Annotated in this window: 15 protein-coding genes and 1 pseudogene; 3 read left to right on the top strand and 13 right to left on the bottom strand. The window is 59.4% G+C overall.

The features are described 5' to 3' along the window. Positions 1-124 precede the first annotated feature (124 nt). On the bottom strand, positions 125-790 hold the full coding sequence (locus ACIQAL_RS06590; protein WP_401143855.1) for an MOSC domain-containing protein: 666 nt from the start codon (positions 788-790) through the stop codon (positions 125-127). A 115-nt stretch (positions 791-905) separates the two neighbouring features. Between ACIQAL_RS06590 and ACIQAL_RS06585 the strand changes: the two genes are divergently transcribed. Next, on the top strand, positions 906-1793 hold the full coding sequence (locus ACIQAL_RS06585; RefSeq protein ID WP_401143853.1) for a LysR substrate-binding domain-containing protein: 888 nt from the start codon (positions 906-908) through the stop codon (positions 1791-1793). Between the two features lie 53 nt (positions 1794-1846). On the opposite strand, the gene ACIQAL_RS06580 is transcribed toward ACIQAL_RS06585, so the two are convergent. From ACIQAL_RS06580 to ACIQAL_RS06525, 12 genes and pseudogenes are all read right to left on the bottom strand, one after another. Next, entirely contained in the window at positions 1847-2863 is a 1017-nt protein-coding gene (locus ACIQAL_RS06580; protein ID WP_401143851.1) for an NAD(P)H-dependent flavin oxidoreductase, read from the bottom strand. 2 nt (positions 2864-2865) lie between these two features. After that, positions 2866-3420, bottom strand: a complete 555-nt coding sequence (locus tag ACIQAL_RS06575; RefSeq protein WP_341964065.1) for a cytochrome b/b6 domain-containing protein — start codon at positions 3418-3420, stop codon at positions 2866-2868. Between the two features lie 68 nt (positions 3421-3488). Then, entirely contained in the window at positions 3489-5162 is a 1674-nt protein-coding gene (locus ACIQAL_RS06570) for a cation acetate symporter (RefSeq protein WP_401143849.1), read from the bottom strand. After that, positions 5159-5503 carry a DUF485 domain-containing protein gene (locus ACIQAL_RS06565; RefSeq protein ID WP_401143846.1) on the bottom strand — a complete coding sequence of 115 codons (345 nt, stop codon included), beginning with the start codon at positions 5501-5503 and terminating at the stop codon, positions 5159-5161. Before ACIQAL_RS06565 ends, ACIQAL_RS06570 begins: the two co-directional genes overlap by 4 nt. 488 nt (positions 5504-5991) lie before the next feature. Continuing rightward, positions 5992-7014 carry a carbon-nitrogen hydrolase family protein gene (locus ACIQAL_RS06560; RefSeq protein WP_401143843.1) on the bottom strand — a complete coding sequence of 341 codons (1023 nt, stop codon included), beginning with the start codon at positions 7012-7014 and terminating at the stop codon, positions 5992-5994. Between the two features lie 23 nt (positions 7015-7037). After that, on the bottom strand, positions 7038-8870 hold the full coding sequence (locus ACIQAL_RS06555) for a cation acetate symporter (protein WP_401143840.1): 1833 nt from the start codon (positions 8868-8870) through the stop codon (positions 7038-7040). A gap of 82 nt (positions 8871-8952) precedes the next feature. Beyond that, on the bottom strand, positions 8953-9285 hold the full coding sequence (locus ACIQAL_RS06550; protein ID WP_166595285.1) for a DUF485 domain-containing protein: 333 nt from the start codon (positions 9283-9285) through the stop codon (positions 8953-8955). Positions 9286-9583: 298 nt separating this feature from the next. Then, complete coding sequence (locus ACIQAL_RS06545) at positions 9584-10483, bottom strand: LysR family transcriptional regulator (RefSeq protein WP_401143836.1); 900 nt, start codon at positions 10481-10483, stop codon at positions 9584-9586. A 91-nt stretch (positions 10484-10574) separates the two neighbouring features. Next, positions 10575-11282: a methyl-accepting chemotaxis protein gene (locus ACIQAL_RS06540; RefSeq protein ID WP_401144528.1), complete on the bottom strand. Its 708-nt coding sequence runs from the start codon at positions 11280-11282 to the stop codon at positions 10575-10577. Positions 11283-11684: 402 nt separating this feature from the next. Continuing rightward, positions 11685-12512: pseudogene (locus ACIQAL_RS06535) on the bottom strand (methyl-accepting chemotaxis protein); the annotation flags it as partial. After that, complete coding sequence (locus ACIQAL_RS06530) at positions 12512-13087, bottom strand: chlorite dismutase (protein WP_401143833.1); 576 nt, start codon at positions 13085-13087, stop codon at positions 12512-12514. The gene ACIQAL_RS06530 and the pseudogene ACIQAL_RS06535, both read right to left, overlap by 1 nt. Positions 13088-13139: 52 nt before the next feature. Further along, the gene (locus ACIQAL_RS06525; RefSeq protein WP_401143830.1) at positions 13140-14042 is read right to left on the bottom strand and encodes an HD-GYP domain-containing protein; all 903 of its coding nucleotides are present in this window, start codon (positions 14040-14042) and stop codon (positions 13140-13142) included. A gap of 306 nt (positions 14043-14348) precedes the next feature. Here ACIQAL_RS06525 and ACIQAL_RS06520 point away from each other — a divergent pair, with 306 nt between their 5' ends. Next, entirely contained in the window at positions 14349-15062 is a 714-nt protein-coding gene (locus tag ACIQAL_RS06520) for an SDR family NAD(P)-dependent oxidoreductase (protein WP_401143827.1), read from the top strand. Between the two features lie 249 nt (positions 15063-15311). Beyond that, positions 15312-16334, top strand: a complete 1023-nt coding sequence (locus tag ACIQAL_RS06515) for an alpha/beta fold hydrolase (protein WP_401143824.1) — start codon at positions 15312-15314, stop codon at positions 16332-16334. The last annotated feature ends 68 nt before the right edge of the window (positions 16335-16402 follow it).

The following is a 16402-nucleotide window of genomic DNA, read 5'->3' as shown; positions in this document are numbered from 1 at the left end:
TAACCGAAGAGGGATGCCGTAAATTAGAAGAAACGGTCATTCACGTAAAATGATGATTTGTGATCCTTTGAATCACAAAAAATGAGGCCAGGAAGGCTGTCACTTCTCGCCTCTGCGCGTTGACTCAACTCTGCTTTTGCAGCCATTTGGCACGTTCAGCCAGCCGCCTTTTCCATTCCTCGTTCAAGCCGCGCGTCGCCTGCAAGTCGAGCAAATCGTCGATGTTGGGCCGATGCTGCAGCTGGACGTTCCAGAACTCATCAATCGAAAAACGGTGAGCGGCTCGGTCCAGCAGGTGAATCAGATCCCCCTCTTGAATCAGACCCGGCTGAATGACCCGGTAATACCAGCCGGTTATTCGCTCCGAGGCGACAAACAGGGACATGTGTTCGGTGTCGAAGCGATGATTGATCTTCCAGCACGGCGTGCGAGGTTGTGATACCTGAAGAATGCTCGTGCCTAACTGGTAAATGTCGCCGATGAATACGGTTTTTTCGGTCAAATCATAGGCCGAGACATTCTCACCCAAACTTCCTGGCACGCATTCATCAACACAATGGGGGAAGCGGGCTGCCAGTTTCGAATAGTGTTCGGCAGGGTAGTGATGCACGGCTTTTTCCGGGCCGCCGTGGACGCGGGTATCGGCATGTTGGTCCCCAACGATGCCGTTTTTCTGTACATGCACAGCGCCAGACACTTGTCGCTTATACATGCCGGTGGTTTGTCCTTCGGGTTTAAGTGTACCCAGCCCGCCAGCATAGATGCGTTCTATTTTGGACACTAATGTCATGAGGTAAACCCATTATCGTTTGCAAGGTTTAATGACTTTACTCACCCTTGCGCAACGCCGTAAACTAATGACTCCTGATGCGAATCATCACTTTTAATGATGGATGGCAATAGTCATGGAAATGCGTCAACTAAAAATATTTTGTGCCGTGGCCGATTTGGGCAGCTTCACCTCAGCCGCCTTGCAGGTGAACACGGTTCAATCCAATGTGACGATGCGAGTCAAAGAGCTTGAGATCGAACTTGACCGGGAACTGTTCGTTCGCAAGAAGTCAGGTGTCGTTCTGACCGCTGCGGGTGAAACGTTTCTGGGGTACGCCAGGCGCATCCTGCAATTGACCGATGAAAGCCGCAGCGCGCTGATGGACACCGGTACGCCGGTGGGCTTGCTCCGTCTGGGGTCCATGGAAACCACTGCCGCCATCCGCCTGCCACAGATCCTCACCAAATACCGTGAGAGTTTCCCTTCTGTTCAGCTTTCACTGCAAACGGGCACGACCTCGGAATTGATCAAGGCCGTGGAAAGTTATCGCCTTGACGGTGCGTTTGTGGGGGGCTATCACCAGAACGCGGCATTGGTACAGGAAGGCGTATTCGAAGAAGAGTTGGTATTGGTCAGCAGCCATGCGTTCACGTCATTGGCGACGTTGATCGAGAAAATGCCCCAACAGACCGTGCTGGTCTTTCGCACCGGTTGTTTTTACCGTTCGACCCTTGAAAACTGGTTTTACCAAGTTGGGCTTATTCCTAATCAAATCATGGAAATGGGAACCCTTGACGGCATCTTGTCATGCGTGGCTGCGGGCATGGGGGTGACGTTATTGCCGAAAGCCGTGGCTGAAAGTTCAAGTTTGCGGCATTCAATTCATTGTCATGCTCTGCCACCCGAGTTTGCACATATTTCAACCGTGTTCGTGCGTCGGAGTGATTCATTGATGACTTCCGCGATGAGCGCGTTCATTGAGTTGGCGCAACATCAACTTCCTGTTGCCGCTGTTGCCTGATGAACAATAACGGCCCGGAATGACCGGGCCGTTTAACAGACGTTCTTATTGTTTCATTGCCAACCCAGGGGGCGAACGATATTGGATTCGTTATGCAGGGCGTAAGGAAGTTCAAACACTTCCTGCCGAAGTCGCGTGACCGACGAAGGCAACCCCAGCGCCAACTCCGCGACCCGCTCTGCCGCTGGCACCACGCCGTGAATCTTGCCGACGCCCTGGCCCGCATACAGTGACAGTTTCTTTGCCATCCTGGCTTTGTCGATGGCCCGGGCGCCGCCGCCGATCAGGCGAAGCAGGTTCCACTTGTCGCGATTGGGGATCACCCGATGCGGCGTTCCCCATGTCCAGCCGAACGAATAGCCGATGCGGTATTCGGTGTCGTCGGTGGTCGCCTCCACGATCTTCTGTTTATAGAGCGGGTGCGCGTTCGATTCGTCCGTCGCCACGAACGCCGTGCCCACAGTCACGCCGGATGCACCCAGGGACATCAGCGCCCGCACGTCGTCGCGGTTGACGACGCCACCGGCTGCCAAAACGGGCCGACCTTGCGCGACCTCGATGATCGAAGGCAGCAGCGACATGATGCTGATGGTGCCGCGATTCAAATGGCCGCCGCTCTCGCTGCCTTGGGCGATGATGATGTCGGCGCCGTTGGCGATGGCTTTTCTCGCCAACGCCACGGAACCGGCTTGTACCATCACGATCATCCCTGCGTCCTTGGCGCGGGGGATCATGTCGGCGGCGTAGGCTTCGGCGTAGAACAACGACAGCAGCCTGGGTCTCTCCTTGAGCACCACCTGAAATTGCGCCTCGAACACGTCGGGGCCGCCGAACTGAGGCACGAGGTTTACCCCGAACGGCTTGTCGGTGAGCGATCGGGCTTCCTGAAGCCAGCGGCGCAGAGTCAGGGGTGGAAGACGTAGGCCGCCCAGCACCCCCATTCCACCTGCGTTGGCCACGGCCGCCACCAGTGGCGGGCTGGAAATGGCGGCCATACCGCCGAGAAAAATGGGGTACTGCACCCCACAGAGTTGCGTCAATGCATTGCCTGAAAATGTGACTTCATTCATGGTCATAACTCCACATGTTTTCCGAGCATCCGTTTCAGCGTGGTGTTTTTCAGCAGGAAGTGATTTTTGATGGCGCCAAAGAGATGCAGCGCCAGCCCTGCCACGAACAGCGTGGCGCCAATGTTGAACAGCACGTCCACCAGGCTTTTCAGCCCTGGACTCGTGGGCAGCAGCGCCGGAATCGACAGGCCGCCAGGCAGGACGGTCGGTTCACCCCCCGCGGCTCTCGACGCCCAGATGGCGATGGGCAGCAGCACCATTGCCAGCGCCAGGCCGGCTGCCACGGAGCGGCTGACGATGACCTCGATAGGGTTGGGTGTCCCGACCGGCAACGGGTGATAAGACGTGACCCGTGCCCAGAATCGGTAGATCGACACCAGAAACAGGATCAGCCCCACCAGGTTTTGCAGGTGAGAAAACGAGGCGCGTGCGGCCTCATCCGAGGTGAACGCGATCTGGATCTGCAGGCCCAGCAGTGCCAGCAGTGTGAAGGCGACCAGCCAGTGGAGCGCGATAGTGATGGGCGAAAAGCGTAAACCGGTATCTCGCAGTTGCATGACAGCCTCCTGATGGCCCGAGCAGCCAAGGACAGAGATGCGCTATTGAATGGGGTGAAGCCGACGCGTCAGTGGTTGACGGCCTGAGCGGCGCCGATACCCGTTCGGGCACGGACCAGTTGGTCGTCGAACGCGCCTCGCTCTCGTTGCGCCGCGACACTGCGGTCCGTAACGGAACCGAGCCAAGTGAAGAAGAACGCCACGTTCATCGAGATGATGGCGGGGTAGTCGAAGGGAAAGATGGCATCGGGATGACCGAGCACCTTGACCCATACGGCAGGGGACAGGATCACCAGCGTGACCGAACTGACCAGACCGGCAACGCCGCCGATGAGCGCACCACGGGTGGTGAGGCCTTTCCAGTACATCGAGAGCGCAAGGATCGGGAAGTTGACCGAAGCTGCGACGCCAAAGGTGAGGGCGACCAGGAACGCGATGTTCTGGTCCTTGAACAAAATCCCGAGGACCACGGCGACGATGCCGATCCCCACCGATGCAATCCTCGATACGCGGCGTTCATCACTGGCCCCGGCGCGGCCTTTTTTGTAGACCATCAAATAGAGGTCGTGGGAAATCGCCGAGGTCCCCGCCATGGTCAACCCTGAAACGACGGCCAGAATGGTTGCGAACGCCACGGCGGAGATGAACCCCAGCAGCCAATCGCCACCCACTGCCTGCGCCAGGTGCATGACAGGCATGTTGCTGCCGCCGATCAGCTTGCCGCCGACGATGCCACCTTCATAAAAAGCCGGGTCTTTTCCGACAATGACGATGGCCGCTAACCCCAGGATGCCTACGATGAGGTAGAAGAAGCCGATAAAACCGGTTGCCACGAATACCGATTTTCGAGCTTCCCGAGCATCGGGGACGGTGAAGAAACGCATGAGGATGTGAGGCAGGCCCGCCGTCCCGAACACCAGCCCGACCGACAGCGAAATCAGCGCCAACGGATCAGCCACCAGCTTGCTCGGCAGCAGAATATGCTCGCCGTCCTTGTGCGCGGCGACGGCACTTTGAAAGAGCGACTCGAATGAAAAACCGAATTTGCTCATCGCCAGGATCGCCAGCAGCGTGCCGCCGATGAGCAGCAAGCCGGCCTTGATGATTTGCACCCACGTGGTGGCAACCATGCCGCCGAACGTCACGTACACCGCCATCAACAGCCCGACCGCGATGACTGCGTAGTGATAGGGCAGGCCGAACAGCAGTTGTATCAGTTGCCCCGCGCCCACCATTTGCACCACGAGGTAGAAGCACACCACGGTCAACGATCCGAATGCCGTCAATGTCCGGATGCGGTCCCGGTCCAGGCGAAACGAAGCGATGTCGGAAATGGTGATGCGTCCGAGGTTGCGGATGCGTTCGGCGAACAGGAACAGCAGCAACGGCCAGGCGACGAAGAAGCTGATCGAATACAGCACTCCGTCAAAACCGTTGAAGAAGAACATGCTGGTCACGCCCAACAGTGCGGCCGCCGACATGTAATCCCCAGCGAGCGCCAGGCCGTTTTGAAAGCCGGTGATCCCGCCGCCGGCGTTGTAGAAGTCATCCATCGACCGGGTTTTCGAGGCTGCCCAATAGGTGATCCCCAGGGTGACCGCGACGAACACCAGAAACATCGAAATGGCCGTCACGTTGATCGGCTGTTTCTCGACGTTTTGCAGTGCCTCCGCCGCTGAAACGGCCGTGGAGAACAGGCCTGACACGGCCAACGAAATGAAGCCACGAGTGAGCGCGTTCATGCCAGGGCTCCTTCGCGAAGTGCAGCGTTGACTTGGGCGGACTCGCGAAGCTCGGCGTTGAGTCGGGTGAACTCGCCGTTCGAGCGAAGAATGTAAAGCCCTGTGAACAGCCAAGCCAGAATGATGAAGGCGGCTCCCAGCGGCCAGCCGATGCTGATCATGCTGGTGGGGGAGAGTTTCAGGGAAAGCAGGTGAGGGGAAAAGGCTGCGACGAGTATGAAGCTGAAGTAGGGGACCAGTGTGGCCGCTGTCAGTATCGCAACGAAATTTCGCTGCTTGGACACCAGTTCCTGATAACGGGGATGATTACGGATACGGATTGATTCATGGTTGTTATTCACGATGACTCCGTGGTGCAGTGGAAAATTATTGTTGTTCCACAACCTCAGATCCGATGAGAATCTGCCACTGGTTGCGGTTTGAGTGCCAGGTCAACGTAAGCCCGTGTATGCATCATGTAAATTAATTAATCGAGATGCTATCGATCTGTTTTCGTGAATCGAGACGTGCGGGGGGGGGGGTATGAAGCGGTGGGGTAGCGATCAAGTGTCCGCCCCCGCCGTGGCGCTGATCGAAAGCGCAGAGCGGCCGTCACAGGGCGAACCTCTTGAGCACCTCATTCAGGCCCGTGGCCAGTTGCGTCAGTTGAACGCTGGCGACAGCCCGGAGAATGGGTTAACGCGGGTGCAACGGGGCGTCGCCGGGAAGCGTGAGCGGTCGGGCATCACGTCGCGGGACGCCCGGGGCAGCCTAATCCGCTACGCACTCAGAACCATTCTGAAATGCCGCTCAATGGCTGAGCGAAAATGTACAGAGGTCCCGCGGATGATCAATCCAGCGCTGGCAACGCCTCCAGGTTCGGCCGACTTGCCGGATCGGTGTCCTTGAACGTCGCGGGGCTGATGCGGCGGCGGTCGATGATCAGGTCGAACACGTCGAAGCGGTTGTAGTAGCCGGTGATGTCGTGAAACTGCTTCGGCTCGATGCAATCGTTGAGGTTGAACGTGGCGTAGGCCAGGCCCTCTTCGTTCTGCAGGGTGTCGCCGATGGTTGCACCGGTCGGGTCAAGAAACTGTGTCGCGGCTCGGGGGCTGTTGTCGAGCACGTCGATGGCCACCGGGTCGCCGCTCTTTTTCAGCAGGTCGAGCATCGAATTATCGACGAAGCCCGCGTTGAGGATGCCGAACACTTTTGCCTCAAACGAGTGAGCGCCCGCACGAATGCGGTTTGCCGCCAGGTTATCGAAGTTCTGGCCTCCCGGTTTGCGCGTCGGCCAGATCGCCGGCCATGCAGAAATGTGAATGTGCTCGCCCTGGGCTGCCAGTGAATAGCGGGCGAGGGGGTTGGTGTTTTCGCCGCAGATGAGTGCGCCGATGTTGCCGATACGCGTGTTCGAGACCTGCAGGCCGTGGCCGTCGCCAGGTGCCCAAACCATTTTTTCGTAGAAGGTCGGGACGAGCTTTCGGTGGTGATTGAGGACCTTGCCTTCCTCGTCAATCAGGACGTTCGAGTTCCAGATGCAACCCACGCTTGCCCGCGTCGATTCGCTGAAACCCAACGACACGATGATCTTGTGGCGACGAGCTGCGGAACGGATCGCGGTGATTTCCGGGCCGTCGACCATCACGCTGTTTTCCACCATCAGACGGAACCAGTCATGGTTGTAGATGGGGGCCCAGAGCGCTGCCCAGACCGGGAAACCGGGGATGAACGATTCCGGAAACACGACGAGCTCCGCGCCGTTGGCGGCGGCCTCTGCGATGAACGAACAGGCTTTGTCGACGCAGGCGGCCTTGTTCATGTAAACCGACGCGGCGTGCGCGGCGGCGACTTTGACAGTGGGGAGTGCCATGACCTTTACCTTATTCAAACGATTTAGTGATGTGCCGCTTCGGCGACGCCCAGCCCGGTCTCGCGCCGGACGGAAAATTCAACCCAGCGCGACTGAGAGAGCTGGCTCGGGAACAACAGCGAAAACAGCACCACCAGCAAGAAGCCCAACGGGATGGAAATCAGGCCGGGGTTGCGAAGCTGGATCAACGGCTCGCTCAGGCCGACAAGGCTGGTGGCCGAGGCTGGAATTCCGTTGGCGATGGCCGTCTGCGCGGCGGCATCGCTGACCCATTTGGCGCGTTCTTCCGGTGTCGCTTGCAGGGTGCCGTTGTCGATTTTCTCGACCTTGGTGCTGGCCGCCGTCGCCGCGCTGATCGCCGTCTGTTTTTGCATCAGCGGGTAGGTCATGTTCGGCGACACCAGTACCAGTCCGATGGACAGGATCGTCCCGCCCAGCAACCCGGCCACCACGCCGGCGGTGCTGCAGCGTTTCCAGTACAGCGTCAGCAGGAGGGCAGGCAGGTTCGCCGACGCCGCCACCGCATAACCGAGGCCGACGAGCTGCGCGACGTTCTGACCCTTGGCGGAGATGCCCGCCAGAATGGCCACGGCGGCGATGGCCAGGGTCGCGATGCGTGCGGCGTTGGTCTGCTCCCGTTCGGTGGCCTTGCCTTGGCGAACCGCCCCGACGTACACGTCATGGGCCAGGGTGGACGCGGCGGCGAGGGTGAGGCCTGCAACCACGGCGACGATGGTGGCGAAGGACACCGCCGCGACGAAGGCCAGCATCAGGTTTCCCGCGAGGCTGTCAGGGCCGCCCCCGAGGAATTGCGCGAGCATCGGCGCTGCGAGGTTGCCGCCCTTGTCCATGGAAACCACCGCGAACGGACCAAGGTGCAGCGCGGCGGAGAACCCGATCACCACGATGAACAGGTGGCAGAGACCGATGAGCAGCATTGCGGTCAGCGCCGAGGTGCGGGCCTGCTGGGCGTCACGCACCGTGAAGAAGCGCATCAGAATGTGTGGCATGGCGGCCGTGCCCAGCACCAGCGCCAGGCTCAGCGAGATCTGCTCAACCGGGTTTTTCAGGTACAGGCCTGGCTCCATGAAGCGTTGACCGGCCTGTTCAAGCGACAGATTCGACACCCCGTTCAGCAGCGTTCCGAGCACATGTTTCTGTACGGCGGCGTTGCCAACAAGGTCGCTGAAAAACGCGCTGATGTTGAAGCCATAGGGTGCCCAACTCAGCACCACCAGCAAGAAGCAGAACGAGATCAGCAGGGTGGCTTTGAGAATCTGTACCGAGGTGGTCGCCCGCATGCCGCCGAACAGCACGTAAATCAACATCAGACCGCCCACCGACACCACCGATATCTCGAACGGAATGCCAATCAACGCGGCGATGATGACGGCGCCGCCGACGATTTGCGGGACCATGTAAAACAGCGCCACCAGCACGCTTGATAGGGCCACGGCAGATTTCGAGGCACGGAAGCTGTTGCGGAAAGCGAGCACGTCGCCGAGGGTGAACTTGCCCAGATTGCGGCAAGGTTCTGCCACTAATAAAAGGACTGGGATGAAAGAGATGAAGAAGCCGATGACGTAGGTGATGCCGTCCAGCCCATAAATGGCAATCAGGCCTGAAACGCCCAGGAATGCGGCAGCAGACAGGTAATCCCCTGCAATCGCCAGCCCATTCATTTTCCCGGAGAGCGCACCGCCGGCGGTGTAGAAATCCTTGACTGAGTTGTTCTTTCGCGCAGCCCAGTAAGTAATCGCCAGGGTGATAAAGAACAACAGTGCGAACACACTAAAGGTCATGGCCCGGTTGCCGTCCGACACTAAGGTCGAGGCCTGACTGTGAGTGGCAACCATGGAAAGTAGGGCCGCTGCTATAAGTTTCGCCTTGCCTGAAACATGAGCGGATGCGTGAGGGGAGCGGAGGAGGCGTGCGGAATTAATGTTTGACATGTTCATCCTGGAATCTCACGGAAACTTCAGTCACGAGGGAGGCGGCCATGCGATCAATGCCTTTCAGGCGATAGGCGTAGAGCACGGCAATGGCGGCGCCGAAAAAGTATTGACCCACGAGATAAATCAATCCGACGTTAATCGCGCCGATGACCTTGTAAGCCAGAAACTCGGGGAAGTAGGCGGACAGGACCGGGATCGCGAAGTACACGGCCATGCTGACAAACATCAAAAGAGACACCAGCCTTCTTCGGCGTCTAATCAATACGGCGAAATCGGGGTGCGCATAAATGGCGTTCCAGATGTTTTCAGGTTTCATGAACAGGCCTCGCAAGTGTGCAGTACGTTGGCGAGTCTAAATCAATGAAATGCTTCGCCAATCAGCAATGCCACAAGGCCTGTTGCATTCCTGCATCCCTATCTCAGTGCCCTGAAACCGGATGTGCGACGCTTTGGTGCGATTTGAAAATGCGAAGTGCTGACGGCAGCTCGATGGGCTGCCAGTGCACTGCTTCAAAGCGGGTTGAGGATAAGGGCGGGACGATCGGGCGCACGTTGGCGGGGCGGCGTGTTTGAATGCGCTGCGTTTAAAACACCAAGAAAGGGGCGGGCCTGTACTAAGCGTTTCGGAAATGCTCGTCGTTTTTAAACAGCCGGGTCAAATAAGCGGTCATGGTTTTGATGCGGGCAATGTAACGCAGGTCCTGATGAACGCTCAGCCAGAGTTCTCGGGTAATGGCTGGGGTCGTCAGTTCAATTTTCCGAAGGCCGAAGCGCTCGGCTTCAGAAAACGACGGCAGCATGACCAGGCCCACGCCCGCCGCTGCGGCGAACATCTGCGACAGCATGCTGTTGGAGTAAAACACGATGTTCGGCTTCTCGATCAGGTCATCCAGCCAGCGCACGGCGCTGATTTCTATAAGCTCTTCGATGTAACCGACGAAATCGTGTTCGGCCAGATTCTGCGCATCCGGCAAGCCTTTCTCGGCGATGTAATCGTCTGCGGCGTAGAGGTTCAGTTCAAAGCTGGCCAGCCGTTCGGAATGGAAGCCATGACCCTTGGGTTCGAAGAAGCCGAGGAAGACGTCAGCCTCGCGCCGGGTGACCTGCAATTGGTGGGTCGACGTCACCAGCTCCAGGGTCACGTTCGGGTGCAGCGCTTGAAGCCTGGGAATCTGCCGGGTGAGGTACAGCGAGGCGAGCCCTTCCATCGTGCCGACTCTGACGCGGCCCGCGATTTCGTTGGTGCCTGTGTACAGCTCGTCCAGCAGCCCGGAAAACCCGGCGCCCATCAGCTCGACCTGCGCCAGCAGCCGGGCACCCTGATCATTCAGCTGCAACCCGGTGTTGCCGCGTTCGAACAGGCTGAAGCCGAGGCTGTATTCCAGATGATTGAGCCGACGGCTCACCGTCGATTGATCGACCTTGAGCTGCTTGCCGGCCTTGGACAGATTTTCGCAGCGGGCCACGTGCATGAAAATCCGGAGGTCGTCCCAGCTTAGATTTTCAGCTCTCATCGATACGTCCTGGCGGCAGAAAGGCGAGGCTCATTATCGAGTGGCCCTTGCTCAAGCTCAAGGGCGTTTATCACCGGGGCGTCTGGCCTGATCAGGTCACCTTGAAACGCTGCACCAGCGCCGTGAGTTCGATGCTCAGGCGCGACAGCTCGGCACTCGCCTCTGACGTCCTCAAGCTGTTTTCCACCGACTCGTCCGCGATGTCGCGCACCTGCACCAGACGGCTGCTGATCTGTTTCGAGGCTTCGGTTTGCTGGTCCGCCGCGGCTGCAATGTTCAGGTTCATGCTGTGAATCGACGCCACAGAGCCACGGATTTCGCTCAGCACCTGTCCGGCGGCCCGGGCCAGTTCCACGCTGGAGTGGCTCATGCTTTCGCTTTGCGCCATCAGCGCCGTGGCGTCCCGTGCCCCGTTCTGCAATGACAGGATGAGTTGCTCGATCTCTTGAGTGGATTGCTGCGTGCGCTGTGCGAGGCTGCGAACTTCATCGGCCACGACCGCAAACCCTCGTCCACTTTCGCCTGCACGTGCGGCTTCGATGGCCGCATTGAGGGCGAGCAGGTTGGTTTGGTCGGCGACTTCGCGAATGACGCCCAACACCCCGTCGATCTGTTCGCTGTCGTGGCGCAAGCGAGTCATGGCCGTGCTGCATTGCGTCACGTGGGTCAGCAACTGATCGAAGTGAACCAAGGCCTGGGCGATGATCTGGTCGCCCTCGACAGTGCGTTGCTCCGTCACCTCGGTGGCGTGGGAAGTGTCTCGGGCGTTTTGCGCAACGTGCTGCGCGCTGGCGACCATGTCTGCGACGGCCACGGCCACTTGCGAGGTCTGCTCCCGTTGCTGTCCGGCGCCCACGTCGTTTTGCGTGGTGATGACAGACAGTGCCTGCGCGGCCGAGGTCAGGCGCTCGGCACCGCCGCCAATCCGGCCGATGATTTGCCGAAGCTGTTCGGCCATGTCCTGCATGGCCGTCATCATCTGGCTGATCTCGTCTCGGTTGCCGGTGGTGAATTCGCTCGACCCGAACTGGCCTGTCTTGGGCTCGCCCGTCACATCCCCCGACGCGATCTGACGGGCGAGCAGCAGGGCGCGGTTCAACGGCGGGATGATTTGTCGCGTGATGAGCCAAGCGGCGCCCAGTCCCAACAACAGCGTCAGCGTGGCGGTGGTGAAGAGGAACCATTGCGCGAAACGCACATCCGCCTGACGCCCCTCGACATGCTGGCGATAAAGGGTGTCGCCCAGGGTTTGCAATTCCTTCGCCTGTGCAAGCATCTGCGCCTTGGCTTCCAGGCTGGTTTGAATGTCCTGACGGAATTGCGCCACCTGATCCTGATACACCAGCACGGTGCTGAGGGCTTCTTCCAACAGTTGCTGGAGGTTTTCGTTCGGCAACTGCTCCCACAAGTCGTTGCCCTGCTGGCGAATGCTGTCAGCACTGGAGGACAGCATGCGGTGCGCGTCGTCTGTCGGGTTCTGCACGTAACTGTCGACCTGATCCTGCAACGTGGCGGTCAGTGATTGCAGTTTCACGGCGGACTGAAGGGCGCCGCCGATGCGCACAGGGTCACCCGCCAGCGCGTCGAACAGTCCACCGGTGACGTGCTCCAGTCGGCTCTTGATCTTGCCGATCACCGGCGTCATCAGGTGTTGAGCGTCCTGAGCGTGACGACGGGCCGCGACGAAATGGTTGAACGTGTCCTGATAGCTACCGCGCACAGTCTTGATGCGCTGGACGGACGCCAGAGCGCGGTCACCGGAATCGCTCTGGACGCTGGCCACGATCTGGTCGAACCGTTCAATTTCCCGATGAAAGGCTTCAACCGCCGACGCCTCCATGGCGCGGTCGAAGTCATGCTCCTGAAGGCGAATCTTCGCGATCTGGCTGTCCAGGGAAATGCTGTCCACCAGCGACTGGCTGCGGGTCGCGAGTTGGTTGACGTTGTACAGCGCGCTCCAGGTCAGCAGCGCGGTCAACAGCAGTACCGCACCAAACCCGGCGATCAATTTGCCCCTGACCGACGTCATCATGCCGGGCCTGCCTGCGCCAGACGGATGTCCACTTCCCGGTCGACGAATTGCCATTCGACCGATTCGCGCAGGCGCGCCAGCAGATCGTCGAACGCGGCGCTGTCCGCCGGGGCAAATTCGAACCAGGTGACGAAATCAAAGGGCTGAGCCATGGCGAGATCGCGGCAGTGATACAGGCGTCGGGCGATGGCGGGGAGATACCGCATGCCGATGGCAATGTGGTTGGACTGCGTTTCGATGATTCCTCGGCGCTCATCCTGGGTCAGCGCCCACCACGCCGGATTCTTGCGCAGCGCGATCAAGGCCGCGCAGGTGGCGGCGAGGCGCCCGAGATCGGGCTGGCGGGCAGTGAGCGCGGTTTTCTCATCGCGGGTCACGTAGCGCTCGTTGCTGGTAATGCCTTGCAGGTGCCAGACGGACACGCTTGGGGCCTCAATTGCGACGCCCGGCAGAACCGACACGCGCGCGGCATCTGGTAACGGCGCCCCTGTGCGATTTGTCTGGCGCTGGATCTGCCAGGGCCCTTGTTCCCCGGCGATAAAATTGAACAGCCGTTGTGGCGTTGCGCTCATCGTGAATACTCGGAAAAGACTGCACGACTCGGGTGCAGCGCGTGGATGAACATCAGGCGGCCACCGACGGTGTGAGCCGTTGGGCGAGGTGCTGGATCAACGCCTGATCGGGGACCGGTTTCAACTGGTCAGCCGTGCCTTTTTTGCCGGTGCCACGGACCCTGAGCAGGTTCCCCTGATCGGGCCGGTAAAGTTCGTAACCCATTTCGCAGGCCGGGCAGAACACCAGATCGCCTGCGCCATGGGTGCGCGACACGACGACCGTCGGGCCACAGCTTTCACAACGCCTGAGCGGAATGCCGGCATCGGTATGACCCAAAATGTGCTGCAACCCACCTTCACGCCCCAGGCTGACGAATAAATGTGCATAGACCTCGTGAAACTGGCTGCCTGCGCTGTCCTCGACGATCTTCAGTGCATCATCGAGCGGCATGCCCTTGCGATAGGGCCGGTCGCTGGTCATTGCGTCGAAGGCATCGCAAATGCCGGTGATGGCGGCCATTCGCGGAATCTGGTCGCCGATCAGTCCTCGCGGATAGCCCCGTCCGTTGGGCATTTCGTGGTGGGACCAGACCGCATCCATTACCAGTCCGGCCAGCGGGTGGGTTTCCAGTAAACGTTTGCCGATCTCGGGATGGGTCTTGATGACGTCGTATTCGTGCTCCTCAAGCCGACCCGCCTTGCGCAGCACCGCATCGGGAATGCCGATCTTGCCCAGGTCATGAACAAAACCTCCCAGCGCGATCAACTGCACCTCGGTCGCGGGCAGACCGGCTTTATTTGCCAGCAGCGCGCAATACTGAGAAACCCGCCACAAATGCCCGCCGGTGTAGGGGTCCCGTGCTTCCACCAACCAGGCCATCGACAACAGGCTGGCCAACAATGGCGTGTCGGCGGAGGGCGATGGGGGCACTGGCGTTCCCAGCCAGTCGTTCAACTTTTGCATCAGTTTCATGGGGTATCGGCTTCCGAAGGGGAGTGAGCACGGCTGGCTTTGTGCCGCTATGCCACCCATTTCGTTGGCGAAGAGCGTTTGGTTACAGGCCTTTGAGATATTTTTTTGGGGCGGCGCGCAGGTGGCAATTTTGGTGGGTCGGCTGTGGTACAGGCCGGGCAAGCTCATCGGAACCTGTGCATTTTTTATCAGCCGTTGAGACAAGATGGCGAATTTTTAAGTGCCTTCGGCGAACCTAAAATCGACTCCCCTGTTTGAATACGGCTGTTCTGCAATGACCCGCCGATCTTTTTGGAGAGTAGAACCATGAGCAATTCGCAAAAAGTCGCCATCGTCACCGGCGCATCCCAAGGTCTTGGCGCGGCAATCGTCGCGGGCTATCGTAATGCCGGTTTTGCCGTGATCGCAAACTCCCGGAACATCAAGCCATCGTCGGACACCGGCGTTATCGCCGTGCCGGGTGACATCGCCAGCCGCGAAACGGCGCAGAAGCTGATCGACACCGCCATTGAACATTTCGGTCGTGTCGACACGCTGATCAACAATGCCGGCATCTTCATCGGTAAGCCGTTCACGGAATACACCGCCGATGACCTGGCCCGCATGCTGCAAACCAATATTCACGGCTTCTTCAACATTACCCAGCTGGCCATCCCGGAAATGCTGAAGCACAAGAACGGCCACATCGTTCAAATCACGACCACCTTGGTCAACCAGGCGTTGACCGATATTCCAGCGGGCCTGGCACTGATCACCAAAGGGGGTCTGGACGCAGTCACCCGCGGTCTGGCCATCGAATACGCGACCCAGGGTATCCGCGTGAATTCCGTGGCACCCGGCATCATCAAGACGCCGATGCACGGTCCGGAAAATTATGAGTTCCTTGGCAAACTGCACCCAATGGGCCGCATGGGTGAAGAGCAGGAAATCGTCGACGCCGTGATGTACCTGGAGAACGGCGCGTTCGTCACCGGCGAGCGCCTGAACGTCGACGGCGGCCAGCACGCCGGTCGCTGGTAATCGACGGCTTGTCGACGCGGGTCGTGGATCACGCGGCGCCGCTCTGAATGCGCGGCTCGTAGCACGGCGTTTGGTGTCGCACTTGAGAGCGAGTCGGGGGTGGTTTCGGAATGAAGGGCGGGGCGGGAACTCGCCGCCTCGCCTGATTTCGAAAGGGCCACACCCGGCTGTCATTTCGGGCCAAGGCCTCAGGTTTTAACGCTGTCTTAACCAGCGGGTGAAAGCCTGCCTTTTTTTAGAGGGCTTTTCATGTTGCGATCAGAACTCTCGCGCCTGGCGCTCGCCTGTGCGTTCATTTTTACGGCGTCCACCGGCGCTGCGGCCGATGCTTCCACGTCCCGCTACGGGGAAAATCTGGAAGGCTTCAAATACCCTTATCCGTTGCATTATTTCGCATTCGAATCCCAAGGCACCCACCTGCAGATGGGCTACATGGACGTGCCGCCCACAGCGAACGCCAACGGTCGAACAGCGGTGTTGATGCACGGCAAGAATTTTTGCGGCGCCACCTGGGAAGACAGCATCAAATCCCTGAGCGCTGCCGGATACCGCGTGGTCGTGCCCGACCAGATCGGCTTTTGCACCTCGACCAAACCGGATCACTATCAATACAGTTTCCATCAGCTGGCGGACAACACCCATGGGTTGCTGGCCAGCCTCGGCATCAAGAACGCTGACATCATCGGTCACTCTACGGGCGGCATGCTTGCCGCTCGCTACGCGCTGAGCTACCCCGAGCAGACCGCTAAGCTCGTCATGGTCAACCCCATCGGCCTGGAAGACTGGAAAGCGAAAGGGGTGCCGTGGCGCAGCGTCGATCAGTGGTATCAGCGTGAACTGAAGCTTAATGCCGACGGCATTCGCAAATACGAGCAGGCGACCTATTACGCTGGCCACTGGAAGCCGGAATACGAGCGTTGGGTGGACATGCTCGCGGGGCTGAACGCGGGTGCCGGGCATCAGAAAGTGGCGTGGAACTCCGCGCTGATCTACGACATGATTTTCACCCAGCCGGTCGTTTACGAATTGCCCAGCCTCAAGGTGCCCACGGTATTGCTGATCGGCGATGCCGACACCACGGCGATTGGCAGCGACATTGCGCCACCCGAGGTGAAAGCCCGGATCGGGCATTACAACGTCCTGGGCAAAGAAACCGCCAAGCTCATCCCGGGCGCCAGGCTGGTGGAGTTCCCTGGGAAAGGGCACGCACCACAAATGGAAGATCCGGTGCTGTTCAACAAGACGCTGCTCACCGAGCTGGACCGCAACTGATAGCGTGAGGTGCGTAAAGGGAAGCCGCTGTCTGGGGGGCTTCCCTTTTTTGTATTCGTTTCTCAGCG

The sequence above is a fragment of the Pseudomonas sp. NPDC088368 genome (assembly GCF_044753445.1).
In the GTDB taxonomy this organism is placed as follows: Bacteria; Pseudomonadota; Gammaproteobacteria; order Pseudomonadales; family Pseudomonadaceae; genus Aquipseudomonas; species Aquipseudomonas bambusae.
This window is presented reverse-complemented; position numbering and strand designations above follow the sequence as displayed.